Annotated in this window: 13 protein-coding genes; 7 read left to right on the forward strand and 6 right to left on the reverse strand. The window is 38.8% G+C overall.

The genetic code is table 11. From position 1 onward, the window contains the following. Positions 1-81: 81 nt before the first annotated feature. Complete coding sequence (locus tag J4G36_RS05780; RefSeq protein WP_210469096.1) at positions 82-249, reverse strand: hypothetical protein; 168 nt, start codon at positions 247-249, stop codon at positions 82-84. 272 nt (positions 250-521) lie between these two features. Between J4G36_RS05780 and J4G36_RS05785 the strand changes: the two genes are divergently transcribed. The 4 genes from J4G36_RS05785 to J4G36_RS05800 all read left to right on the forward strand — a co-directional run bounded on the left by J4G36_RS05785 (position 522) and on the right by J4G36_RS05800 (position 3,954). Then, a complete protein-coding gene (locus J4G36_RS05785; RefSeq protein WP_210469097.1) occupies positions 522-881 on the forward strand; it encodes a helix-turn-helix domain-containing protein in 360 nt (119 codons plus the stop codon). Positions 882-995: 114 nt separating this feature from the next. Further along, on the forward strand, positions 996-1,511 hold the full coding sequence (locus J4G36_RS05790) for an ImmA/IrrE family metallo-endopeptidase (protein WP_246880416.1): 516 nt from the start codon (positions 996-998) through the stop codon (positions 1,509-1,511). Between the two features lie 210 nt (positions 1,512-1,721). Beyond that, on the forward strand, positions 1,722-3,632 hold the full coding sequence (locus tag J4G36_RS05795) for a recombinase family protein (RefSeq protein WP_210469098.1): 1,911 nt from the start codon (positions 1,722-1,724) through the stop codon (positions 3,630-3,632). Further along, positions 3,616-3,954 (forward strand): hypothetical protein, encoded by a 339-nt coding sequence (locus J4G36_RS05800; protein WP_210469099.1) that lies wholly within the window; start codon positions 3,616-3,618, stop codon positions 3,952-3,954. The genes J4G36_RS05795 and J4G36_RS05800 overlap by 17 nt, the downstream gene beginning before the upstream one ends. 149 nt (positions 3,955-4,103) lie before the next feature. Here J4G36_RS05800 and J4G36_RS05805 read toward each other — a convergent pair whose 3' ends face one another. Genes J4G36_RS05805 through J4G36_RS05815 form a run of 3 tightly spaced genes read right to left on the reverse strand, consistent with a single transcriptional unit; the run spans position 4,104 to position 7,844 of the window. Then, positions 4,104-5,612 carry a sodium/proline symporter gene (locus J4G36_RS05805; protein WP_210469100.1) on the reverse strand — a complete coding sequence of 503 codons (1,509 nt, stop codon included), beginning with the start codon at positions 5,610-5,612 and terminating at the stop codon, positions 4,104-4,106. 49 nt (positions 5,613-5,661) lie between these two features. After that, entirely contained in the window at positions 5,662-6,822 is a 1,161-nt protein-coding gene (locus J4G36_RS05810) for an NAD(P)/FAD-dependent oxidoreductase (RefSeq protein ID WP_210469101.1), read from the reverse strand. A gap of 44 nt (positions 6,823-6,866) precedes the next feature. Further along, positions 6,867-7,844: an ornithine cyclodeaminase family protein gene (locus J4G36_RS05815; RefSeq protein ID WP_210469102.1), complete on the reverse strand. Its 978-nt coding sequence runs from the start codon at positions 7,842-7,844 to the stop codon at positions 6,867-6,869. 164 nt (positions 7,845-8,008) lie between these two features. On the opposite strand from J4G36_RS05815, the gene J4G36_RS05820 reads away from it, so the two are divergent. Beyond that, a complete protein-coding gene (locus J4G36_RS05820) occupies positions 8,009-9,223 on the forward strand; it encodes a sugar diacid recognition domain-containing protein (protein ID WP_210469103.1) in 1,215 nt (404 codons plus the stop codon). A gap of 288 nt (positions 9,224-9,511) precedes the next feature. Beyond that, positions 9,512-9,673 carry a hypothetical protein gene (locus J4G36_RS18455; protein WP_368668726.1) on the forward strand — a complete coding sequence of 54 codons (162 nt, stop codon included), beginning with the start codon at positions 9,512-9,514 and terminating at the stop codon, positions 9,671-9,673. Between the two features lie 114 nt (positions 9,674-9,787). On the opposite strand, the gene J4G36_RS05830 is transcribed toward J4G36_RS18455, so the two are convergent. Beyond that, the gene (locus J4G36_RS05830) at positions 9,788-10,795 is read right to left on the reverse strand and encodes a hypothetical protein (protein WP_210469104.1); all 1,008 of its coding nucleotides are present in this window, start codon (positions 10,793-10,795) and stop codon (positions 9,788-9,790) included. Positions 10,796-11,179: 384 nt separating this feature from the next. Here J4G36_RS05830 and sspO point away from each other — a divergent pair, with 384 nt between their 5' ends. Beyond that, on the forward strand, positions 11,180-11,314 hold the full coding sequence (sspO, locus tag J4G36_RS05835) for a small acid-soluble spore protein O (protein ID WP_368668727.1): 135 nt from the start codon (positions 11,180-11,182) through the stop codon (positions 11,312-11,314). Between the two features lie 443 nt (positions 11,315-11,757). Here sspO and J4G36_RS05840 read toward each other — a convergent pair whose 3' ends face one another. Further along, positions 11,758-12,498 (reverse strand): 16S rRNA (uracil(1498)-N(3))-methyltransferase, encoded by a 741-nt coding sequence (locus J4G36_RS05840; protein WP_210469106.1) that lies wholly within the window; start codon positions 12,496-12,498, stop codon positions 11,758-11,760. Between the last annotated feature and the right edge of the window lie 5 nt (positions 12,499-12,503).

The raw sequence follows: 12,503 nt of genomic DNA on the forward strand, positions 1-12,503 counted from the left end.
AGCGATTTGCCCCTCTTCTTCCTGTCCTATTCTTACAACTGTTGCTGTCAAATATCGCACTCTTCCTCTCGATAAAAAGATTCACTTTACCATCACAGTTTTTTCATTTTCGAAATTCTTTACTGGTGAAACCATGCATCCAATATTGAGGGGCTTCATCAGTTTAATCGCTGTATTCAATTCTTCTTCTGTATGGATTCCATATTTAGACAACGCTTTCCAAATCTTTTGAAGTTCTTCTTGCCTCATTAGCTTCCCCGCCCCCCCATTAAGCAACGTTTTGTTGCCTCAAAAACCAAAAAAAAGTTGATTTTTGTTTTATATTAAGATTTTCAAATATAAGTCGGTAAATATTCAATTCCACCTCCTAATAGCAACATTTTGTTTCTCTTCTCACTTTGTATTATACGCAACATTTTGTTTCTGTCAATACATAATAGCAACTTTTTGTTTCAATGAGTACAAAGCAACATCTTGTTGCGCTATAATGAAATTAATATTACTTTCTGAGGAGATACGTTATGAGTTTTCAAGAAAGATTAAAAAAGCTTAGAGTATCAAAGAAGCTAACACAAGAGGATATGGCCAAACTATTGGGCATAACTAGACAAGCATATGGTTATTACGAAAGCTCAACTAACCAAAGAGAAACCGATCATGAAGCAACTAAAAAATTAGCTAACTTCTTTGAGGTATCTATAGATTACCTTCTGGGAAACACTGATAACCCTTCCACTCTTGATATTGATGAAGAAGAATTCAAAAAGGCTATTTCCGATCCCGACTTAAAACGTTGGTACTCAGAATTACCTAACTCTGATGAGGAAGATTTACGTAAATTGAGGAAAATGTGGGATATTATTAAAAATGAGGATAAATGAAACACCTTTTAAAATTCGAGTTACTAACCCTATCTTTTTATTCGAGATAGGGTATTATTATAAACAACATACGAACATACATTCTCAAAACGTGACGAAGGTGTTGAATAAAATTTGAAATCATCATATCTATCTTCATTAGAAGAAAAGGTTTGTTCGATTTATCAGTCGCTAAAAATCTCCGAACCTGCCCAAATTTATCATGTTGATCTTATCGAACATGTCTCTACAATGCTTAAAATAAAAATTTATTACTTTGATGAATCGAGTGAAGCAAATAATTTAGGTGGAGTTTATCGGATTTTTTTAAATGTAAACCAATCCAAACAGGCAATTTGGCAAGACTTTGCTCATGAATTGGCTCATATCTTGCGCCATGAAGGATATCAGTCGGCAATGAACAAGCCTTTCCGGGATTATCAGGAATGGCAGGCAGAACAATTTGCATTTCACTTCTGCATACCAACGTTTATGTTAAATCAATTAGAGTTACCAAGACTTAAATGCGAAGCAGTTGGATTTATTTCAACTTTATTCAATGTTGAACCCACGTTTGCAAATGCTAGATTGGAAAAGTGGTTACTGAATCAAGAAGTTTTTTATTTGGATAGGCTAAAGTCATTTAATTGAAGGGTACGGGTATTAATGGTTAGAAATTCCCCAAGTACAAAATCAAACTCCTTCAACCTTATCAATCCCAATAAAGCACATATCCATTGGGGGATTCCCCTCTCGTGTATCTCCATGTCATCATGAGAACATTAGTTCCCTAACCTATCCTAGTATTTTAAAATCATATGACACTGCAGATTAAAATTTTATTGTAAAGGAGAATTTGAAATGACATTGAAAAAAGCGGCATTATATGTCCGTGTAAGTACTCTGCACCAAATCGACAAAGATTCTTTGCCGTTTCAACGTCAAGAGCTCGAAAATTACGCAAAATACGTGCTTGGTATAAATGAATTTGAAATATTCGAGGACGCGGGTTACTCCGCAAAGAATACAGAGAGGCCCGAGTACCAAAAAATGATGAAGCGCATACGCCATGGTGAGTTTTCACATATGATCGTCTATAAGATTGATAGGATTTCTCGTAACCTTAAAGACTTTTCTGAAATGTACGAGGAATTGAAGGACTACAAAGTGACTTTCGTTTCAAGGAATGAACAATTTGACACTTCTAGTGCAATGGGTGAAGCAATGTTGAAAATCATTCTGGTGTTTGCCGAACTCGAACGAAAAATAACTGCTGAACGTGTATTTTCAATCATGCTCTCGCGTGCGGAAAAGGGCTTGTGGAACGGCGCAACTGTTCCCCTTGGTTACGTATGGTCAGATGAAATGAAATTCCCAGTCATTGATCCCGAGGAAGCAAAAGTTGTGCAATACGTTTATAATTTGTACGAGTCTTTACAATCGACATTGAAGGTTGCGTATCGTTTGAACGATGAGGGGATTAAAACCAAGCGTGGTGGTCGGTGGACGGCAAAAACAATACGCGACATTCTAAGAAATCTGTTTTATATCGGTACGTATCGTTACAACATGCGAGAGAGTGGTGGCAGTAGACGCCTGAAAAATAAAGACGAATGGGTAGTAGTCGAAGATAATCACCCGGCAATCATCGACAAGAAGCAATCCGAACGCGTTAATCAGCTGCTGTCAGATAATTATCGGGGGTTGACCGATGTGCAACGTGCTGATATTCACAAACACATCTTTTCAAAAATGATTTACTGCGGTAATTGTAACGCGCTACTTATCTCTGGACTAGACTCAGCACGAAAAGACGGGTATCGGCCATCTCGCTACACTTGCATTACCTCCGGTGGCGCGAAGCGATGCAGCAACTACGTAAGCGATATTATTATTGGACCATTTATCTTTAACTACGTTTCTAACTTGATTCGCTTACAAGAGAGAATGACACCAAAACATTCAACGCGTGACATGGAGCGTGCACTTTTGCGTGGGAATACTTTTATTGATGTAGTGGGTGTAGATAACACCGCATTAAAAGAAACGTATTTTGCGCTTACGAACGGTATGCCGGGTCAAGAATACATTTTGGCCACGGATGATGAATTAATTATGCCAGATTTAGAAGCCGAGCGATTGCAAAGAGAAGCGAAAAAATTCGGAACTGCATTATCTCGTTTGGAGGAATTATACTTATTCGGGGAGGACGGTATCAGTCAGAAGGATTATATTTTTAAGAAGCGTGATCTTCAGGAGCAATTAGAAGAAATCGAAACTGAGATTAATTCATTACAACAACAAGTTGGCGATACAACAAGCGAGGTTTTCGTTGATAACGCTCAACATTTTTTAATCACTAAGGAGATGCAGCAAGCTCGCCAAGTAGATCATCGGGCCCTATCGGATATAGTCGGCCGCGAGGCATTATCTGATTTTGTTCACACGATAATCGATAATATCATTGTTTTGGATAAGCGCGTGCAATCCATTACTTTTAAAAACGGTATCACGCACACATTTGCGTATACGTCTCTTTTGCAAAGCCAATCTACTGCACCAGCCAGGATGCAGTACAGGAATTATGAGGGAGCTGTGTTGCAACACTTGAAGGAAAATGGACCTACCTCTAGATCCAATTTGCAAGAGGCTACCAACATTTCTCGCGATGGAGTTTATAAACTATTGGCCGAATTAATCGAGCGTAGGCTTGTCACGAAAACAGGTCAATCTACAATGACGCTTTATCATTACAATGAAAAAACCACTTAAAATGTTGATTTTAAGTGGTTTTTGCCAGGCTTCTAATCCCTTATTGCCAAAGGTTTCAGACGCAATCATATTTAAGTTTACTACCGCACATCCTAACGTGTGGAAAGCTACGGTTTTCGTAGGCTCGTTGTTACTCATATTTATTTATCATCCTTTCATTACGCTCAATAAAAATCATGACTTATCCTATAATATCACAATTGCCCGTAATGAGCATAACGCAACCTTACTAGAAAGAAAAAACGTTCTGCTCACTTCAAAAAAGTCCTGCTTGTTAGTCGATATTCCGGTGAGCACATTAAATAGTAAACAATCGCCTTAAGGTAGATCTACCTTTAGGCGATTGTCAGAGTTATTTATTATTCAACCCAGCATTAGTATTGCATTTATGCGACAATAAGTTACTTGATTGAATAAAGACGCGGACTATAAAATCCGTGTCTTTCATACATTCTCATCTAGAAACGATAATTAGTTAACTTCCAGAGGAACTGACGTCTTATTTTCTTCTTTTAATTCTTCTTCTTTTAATTCTTCATCTTTTAATACTTCATCTTTTTTATCTGGGAACAGTAAGCTGAAAACAATACCGAATGCCGCTGCGATAAAAAACGTTGTGAAACGAGAAGTCGCAATCGCATCGAGTGGAGTTGAGATCCAGATAACTGTACTAACGAATCCAGAGACAATTGTCGCGATGACACCGATACCGGAATATCGTTTCCAGAAGAACGTTAAGATGACTGCGGGCGACAACGTACACCCTACTCCAGCCCATGCCCAGCTAACGACAAGAAAGACTAGAGACTTAGAGGTCAAGGCGATGATTAAGCCCACGATTCCTGCACCAACAATTGCAAGTCGAGAGATGGCTACTAGTCTCTTTTCAGATAGATCCATGTTCATGGCATGTCGTATAATATCTTCACTGACCGAACTCGTAATGACAAGTAACTGTGAATCTGCCGTAGAAATGATTGCGGCAAGTATACCAGCAAGTAAAATACCGGCAATCCACGGCGGCATCAAGTCAAGAATCATGAAAGGTAAAATCATTTCGACATCATCGAACACTTGACCTTGGTACAATGTGAGCGCCGTAATCCCAATCATGAACGCACCACCATATGCCAATATCGTCCAAGTAATTGCAACGAAACTTCCTTGGTTTGTTTCTTTCTTACTTCTAAGGGCCATAAACCGAGCACTTAGTTGTGGTTGTCCACCTAGGAAACCGAAAAACCAAGCAAAGTTATTAAAAAGTAATAGCCCTAATGAGAAGCCAATCGCCCCGCCAGTCCACGAATCCATCGAAGGTCCAGCTGCTACTAGAGCCGCACTAATAGACAAATCGGCTGCTGAAATATGAACGAGAGCTACAATCGGTAATACGACTAGCGTTACCAGCATCATGATTGCTTGTATCATATCCGTCCAAACAACCGTTACGAATCCACCTATATAAGCAAGTATAATAACGACAACAAAACTTAACACCGCCCCAACCTGTGTAGGAATATTAAATACGGCAAATAATGTTTTACCGGCTCCGGCAATTTGTGCTCCAAAATAAAACATCATAAAGCTAAATATAAGAATAGTAGAAAGCCAAAGAATGATTTTCCCATGGTTTCCGAAACGGTATGCCAAATAGCCAGGTAACGTCAGCGCGCCGGTTTTCTCTGCTTCCTCCATAAATCGTTTCGCTAAGAATAACCAAGCAAAAATAATACCAGAAGCAATTCCCACAGCTACCCAAACTCCCGATAAACCTGTAGCAAAAACAAAACCTGTGTATCCTAACAAAAGCCAGGCAGATTCTCCAGTGGCACGTTCAGAAAATGCCAACGCCCAACCAGGTAATTGCTTTCCACCTAGGAGAAAATCAGCATGACCTTTTGAACGCCGACTTACGAGATAACCGACAATGAGCATGATCACAAGATACAATATAAACTCAACCATTATAATCGTATGCAATGAACCCATCCCCCTTTAGTTTTGTGAATAAAATTCATATGCCCGGTAGTTACACAATTGCATCTTCCAACACTAGATCATTTTCTGCAAATCGTTCCACACGAAGTGGCATTAAATCTAGCGTTTCATATTTCCCTTTACAAATTAACTCAGCCAATCCAAGCCCTACCCCGGGCGCCTGCTGCATTCCATGACCGCTAAATCCAAGTGCAACAAAGTAACCTTCCATTAATGGATGTTCTCCGATAATGGCGTTTTGATCCACCGTATTATAGTCATACATTCCAGCCCAACCCGATTCCAATTTGAGTCTTTCGAAATTCGGGACTCGGTGCGCCAAGATGGGCCATAAATAATCAAATGATGATCGTTTCCAATTAAAGTCAATACCGGGTTTCACATCTTCCGAAAATCCAGCTAATACTTTATCACCTTCGTGGCGGAAATAGACCCCCGTCGGATCAATTGTAAGCGGTAACATTTTCTCTAATTTTTTAGTAGAATCAAAGATGTACATTTGACGTTTCAGTGGCACAACCGGTAATGGCAATCCAATCGCTCCGCTTAACTCAGCTCCCCAAGCACCTGCACAGTTAATAACAATTGGTGCGGAATAAGTTGTCCCATCAACTAATTGAACACCAGTCATTCGTCCACCTTCCGCAATTAACGAAGCGACCTCTGCAGAAATATACTCTACTCCCATTGCTTGCGCGTTTTTACGATAAGCCTGCATGACAGAGTGCGGATCAAGATAACCATCCTCTTTACAGTACAATCCACCTATAAGGTCACCTATTTCCAGCTCCGGTATAATATTCGTTAAATCCACGGATGAAAGTATTTCAGAAGGAACACCAAGCTTATTTTGCAACGCAAGTTGTTTTGTAAATGCAGGCAACATCTGTTCAGTCGCTAAAAATAAATAACCTCGTTGTTTGAAATCAATTTCAGCTTTTTCTCCATCAATTTCCATATCATCTGCAAAGTTTTTATATACCTCTAAACTGAACCGGCTTAATTGAATATTGATAGACGTTGAATATAATTGTCTGAAACCGCCTGCACTTCGCGCTGTCGATGAATATTCATACGTTGGATCTTTTTCAAAAACGAGAATACTCCCCTCAAAGCCATTCTTACGCAATGAATAAGCAGTACTTGAACCCATTACTCCCCCACCAACAATAATGATATCTGCTTTTTTCAAGTTGTTATTCTCCTCTCAAAAAATATAGTCTGTCTCCGGATATTTCACGATAAATCAACAGTAACCCCGACTTTATTTTTGCACGCTTTATCGTAAAAGTATTTTGCAACGACAATATCGACGATGGCAAGTCCGACCGATTTAAATATTGTTATTTCCTGCTCATTTTCTCTTCCCGCTAGTTCTCCACTTACAATTCGCCCAAGTTCCCCGTGAATTTCACATTCAGAAAACACACCCGCTTGTATCGGGATTTGTAAATCCCCTGTTTCTTCCAATGCCGCTTCTCTTGCTTCAACAACCACCTTAGACGCATCGCAAATAGCAGATGTCGGTAGCTCCTGCATTGTGGGTCGGAATGAGCCGACTGCATTTACATGGATCCCCGGCTGTAAATTATCCGAAAACACCGGCGACATCGAAGTTGTAGCCGTGACAAGAACGTCCGATTTTCGAACAAGTTCATTTGGATCTTTGCAAATAACAACTTCCTTTTGAAACTTGCTTTCCATAAATTTCGAAAACTCTTCTGCCTTCCCTACACTTCGATTGTATAGATAGATTGTATCGATATCCCTCACCGCTAGAATCGCTTCACACAGTCCTTTCGCCTGTTCTCCAGTACCGATAATCCCTAAGATTTTGGCGTCTGGACGCGCTAAATATTTTGTTGCAACACCCGACAATGCCCCTGTTCGAATGAGTGTCAAATAAGACCCTTCTAGTAATGCAAGCGGCTCCCCCGTTGTTATGTCCGAAAGTAAAACAACCCCATGAATCACCTTTTTTTCAAGGTCCTTATTAGTCGGTACAACTGTCACATACTTTAGTCCCATTGCATGTAAACCTTCCGCAACTGACGGCATAATGACTCCAGAACTCTCTTTGCCAAACGGAAGAATCGTTCGAATTGGCGTATCCGTATTTGATGCGGAGAACTCTTTCAAAGCCACTTCTACACATTGTAAAATTTCTTTCATATCCGCTAAATTCATTTGATCTTTCCCACTCAACACCAACATATGATTTTCCTCCCATCAACTGAATTAACCTTTCTTCTATTATACGCTCATAAATTCTAAAGAAAATGTCCAATGTGCACAATCTTCTGGTATAATAATAAATAGATAGTCTTCTGAAAATACAATTAATTGTAAATGTGGAATTAAAGTAAGGAGGGATGGAATTGCCAGACATTGGGCACTATGCACAATCAATCGTAGAACAGTTTTCTTCAATACTAGACATTCCGATTAGTATCACAGATAAAACGGGAATGATTATAGGAAGTACGGACATTAACCGACTTGGTTCGCATCACATCGTTACTATGGAAGTCACCAAGTCAGGTAAAATCATGTTCTTCTCGAAAGAACAAACTGCTGGACTTGTCAACGTCTTACCAGGAATTGCTGCCCCTCTAAGCTTCCAACAAGAAACAGTCGGTGTACTTGGACTGATAGGTGACCCTGCGACAGTCGAACGGTACGTAAAATTTGTCCAATCCCATATTGAAATGCTTCTAATAAAAAATTTCCGTTCTAAAATAGTTGCCTCTCAAATGGAAACGATTCGCGATTTTATTCAACGTCTTCTAATTTATAAGGATGATGAGAACTTCAGAAGAATTCAAAACTATTGTGAAATGCACGGATTCGCACTAGGGGTATCAAGGTGCTGTATTTTATTGGATATCCCGTTCAGAATTGATCAAACTCCTTCTAACGAAAATTCACAAACGTTTAACCAAACAGAACAGGATCTTTTCTTATGCTTAACAAAGTTATTTATTGATAATGAACAGGATATCGTTGCCCCCTTAACGACGGGGCAATGGCTAATTTTAAAACATGTCAATTCAGATGATATGATTTCATTAAAAGAAAGATTAAATTATGCATCCGATTCGTTAAGGATGTTTTTAAGAAACAGAGATTTGGACAGCAAGTTTATGTTATCATATAGCGGATCTTCCTCAACAATAGGGGCAATTCTACAGTCCTATGAACAATTGAGGAAAGCTTTGGTGATTGCTAGAAGGAATAACTTCCAACAATCAATTGTCTCCATCGACGATTGGAATCTACTATCTCTTGCCCTTGTTGAGGAAATAAAACTACCTGCTAAACAAACGCTTGATAGTTACATTGAAAAACTAAACAGTCATCCAAATGGAACTGCACTCATCAAAAGTTTCCTTGTCTATTGCGAAGAACAATTGAACATGAGCCAAGCCGCAAGGAAACTGTACATTCACCGCAATACTCTGTCATACAGGTTGCAACAACTGCAACAATTATTGAATATCGATTTGCATTCATTCAAACAATGCATGCTTCTTTACTTGGTTTTAAAACAACATGAACATGTCCACAAATTCGAAAAACTTATTCTGCAGTAAATTAATATTGATAATAATATGATTCGACCCCGAAAACGGGGTCGAATAAGTTTCGCGGGACCTGTCTTTTGTTCAGTTAACCATTCATTCGTTTTCTCTCCAAATTAATAAATCATCCAGTCGGGTAAATTTTCGGTCTATGACAATGGATGAGTTGTTTCAACTTCAGTTTTTTACTGACATGGTTACAATTCCCGATGAGGTTTATGACACGCTTTCAAAAATCCGTAATGAATTACGTGATGAAGAATCCGTCCATCTGACAGACGATTTAAACAGTCTCTCTCTGTGCTTCAAGCGAAGGCTTTGATAAACCGAAGGCAAGTTGTAAAAGTTGATGATATTGTCATTCTTGAAAATGCACTATGGGAAACAGTTGATCAAAAGGATAACGTTAGACTTACATATTTAAGTAAATATACTTGCTATATTGACTATCCACTACGCTAAAAACAAATCGCATTTATTAAAACTGTCATAACAGTTTCTTGCACATGCATGGAATATTCAAAAAAGACATGCATGGTTAAACCAGTATGTCCGCATCCTATCCATTTCCCTACCTTACTTTTTATCGCCTTTCCTTTTAAATTTTTGCCAAAACCTTTTTTTGTCTTTATGATTATCGAGAAAAGCCCAAATAACGAATGCACTTACAGCAATCAAACCAAGATAAACAAGCAATTCCTTGTAAGTAAATAACAGAAGATAATCCCATATAGAATTCCCTCGCACAAACACATCATACAAATCGGCATTTCGATAGCTAATCGGTAGTTGGTTCCCTATTCCATATTGCGGATAAGTGTGCCGCGTTACGTCTTTGGCCATTTCAATCGTTCTGCCCGCATGATTTTTATAAGAGATGGTTAATTCCCAAATCGAGTCTTCGTATCGCCGATAGGTCGTATACTCGAATCGGTCAACGACAGTAGCTTCCGTTTTTGTCTTTCCGAATGGCTGTACTGTTCGAATCAGGTTCACTACAAAATTCTGGGCAATGAATAGAAAAATTACAATGACAATACCTGCATTTCTCCAAGCCCTTTGTCTAGAATCTACTTTTTTCTGTCGATTCTTTTTCTTTCGTTTCTTTTTCCTCATTCTTTTCCATTTTTCAAATCGCTTAGAGGTTACTTTCTCTTCTAAACGCTCCAATGCAGGAATGGAGAAGAAAAAGGCCACAAGCAAACAGAAAGAGATAAACGCAAAAACGATAATGGCAATAAAGTAATAAAAGCTATCAATGAGTATATCGCGAAGTGTCGAAAAGGTCGTAGCACCTGTCAAATAACCATTAATCGTATCGCCAATTTCAATGTTCTCTATCTGACTTTTGGAAACACGGTTGCGATATTTAATCTCTTCTCCACCGGCGAGTTCGACCCTAACAAAATAGGTAGGAGGGGTGAATAACCCTTTGCTTGCTGTTTTATCAATGACTGTCGCTTCTGCTGATTGAATTGAAGCTAAATCGTACTCATCCAGATAAGTATCGATCATTATCCAAGTGAAAAGGCTGAAAAATAAACCCAAAACTAAAAGCCCAGCTAATTCTTTGATGTTTGTCATAATTCCCTCCATAACCATCCTTCCACCACCATATCAAACAGACGTTAAAATACAACCAAAAAAACTACCAGCAAATACTTTGATGACACAAGTCTACTAAAAATTCACCGTATGGTTGTTTCAAAATTTCTGCAATATAGAATCATTCTTTACTAGAAGGCTACTTCTTTAGTGTCACGACAATAACCATCTAGAATGATATTCATAGTTACCGTTCAATATTGAAGTAGCATCCTCACTTGCATGTTGAATGATTTCTTCATCCTAAAGCTCGTTCGTCTAAGCCAATGCAACGATTAGATAGCAGCTTTTTATATGTAAGATTTAACAGATATGCATACTAAAGACACCACGTGGCAAACTAAAGTCGAGGAGGTGTATTTAGTGAGCAACAGCCCGAAGAACAATTCAAGTGGTAACGCTAGTGATGAGCAAGCAGCTAGGAAGAATTTATCAAGGGAGTTTGATCATGAACTTGCAAACAAACCCTTGACACCGCTAGAAAGACATAATAATTAGAAAACGAAGAAGCGGCAATGAGCTAAAATAATGAAAGACCGAATTTTAAAACAAGTGCATCTTTTGGTCATTCACACTGATTACTTCATATATTTACTATATTCCGCTTACATCTGCAAAAAGTTTCTTCAGGTATTCGTATAAATCCCAGTTATCAAAATGATACAGCAAGCCCCTATCTATAGTAAGATGGGGGCTATTGTACGCTTACGTTTATAAACTATTGACCTAATTAATCGAGCGCAGGCTAGTTTTGAAAATAGTTCAATCTACTATGACGCTCAATAATTACAATGAAAAAACCACTTAAAATGTTGATTTTAAGTGGTTTTTGCCAGGCTTCTAATCCCTTATTGCCAAAGGTTTCAGACGCAATCATATTTAAGTTTACTACCGCACATCCTAAAGTATGAAATGCAACGGTTGACAAGGTAGTCACCTTTTCATTCAAATTCATAAGAGATAGCCGATAGAAAATATAGTGGTGCTGTTTCGGTACGTAAAATACGCGGTCCGAGTGCCACTGGAAGAAAACCCGCTGAAAGTAATTCCTCTGATTCTGTTCTAGAAATTCCGCCTTCCGGTCCAAAGACGATTAGCACTTTCTGTTGATCAGTTATGCCACTGACTCGGTCCCGTGTTCGATGTGGATCTGTACTCTTTGCATCCTCTTCATCTGCAAATAAAAGCACATCATAGTCACCCGAGCTTGCTATAAGCTGGCGCAATGTTTTCGGATGTTCAATTTTAGGGATGACGGTTCGATGACATTGTTCTGCTGCTTGTTTCGCAATTTTTTGCAGTCGTTCAATTTTCTTGCCACCTTTTTTATCATCCCATTTAACGATAGATCGTTCCGCTTTAAAAGGAATCATGGAAAATAAACCGAGCTCTGTACCTTTTTGAACGATTAAATCATGTTTATCACCTTTAGCTAATCCGGATGCAATGGTAATCATTACTGGTAGTTCATTTTTTGAAAGTGCTACCCCATGCTTTTGGATAACAACATAATCCGTGCCTATTTTAGTAATCAAAGCAGGATAGGCTTCACCAGCCGAAACCGCGATAAGTTTATCGTTAACGCCCATACGCATGACATGAACGATATGTTTGCGGTCTTCTCCGGTGATTTCTGCTATCCCGTTTTCATCAAATGGTTCGTTAAGAAAATAGCGTTGCAACTGCG

It is taken from the genome of Sporosarcina sp. 6E9 (assembly GCF_017921835.1).
GTDB lineage: Bacteria > Bacillota > Bacilli > Bacillales_A > Planococcaceae > Sporosarcina.

Excerpts from the sequence above, each read along its gene's own strand:
- J4G36_RS05830 (WP_210469104.1), bottom strand. The coding sequence starts at position 10,795 with ATGACAAACATCAAAGAATTAGCTGGGCTTTTAGTTTTGGGTTTATTT.
- J4G36_RS05800 (WP_210469099.1), top strand. The coding sequence starts at position 3,616 with ATGAAAAAACCACTTAAAATGTTGATTTTAAGTGGTTTTTGCCAGGCT.
- J4G36_RS05785 (WP_210469097.1), top strand. The coding sequence starts at position 522 with ATGAGTTTTCAAGAAAGATTAAAAAAGCTTAGAGTATCAAAGAAGCTA.
- J4G36_RS05795 (WP_210469098.1), top strand. The coding sequence starts at position 1,722 with ATGACATTGAAAAAAGCGGCATTATATGTCCGTGTAAGTACTCTGCAC.
- J4G36_RS05815 (WP_210469102.1), bottom strand. The coding sequence starts at position 7,844 with ATGTTGGTGTTGAGTGGGAAAGATCAAATGAATTTAGCGGATATGAAA.
- J4G36_RS05780 (WP_210469096.1), bottom strand. The coding sequence starts at position 249 with ATGAGGCAAGAAGAACTTCAAAAGATTTGGAAAGCGTTGTCTAAATAT.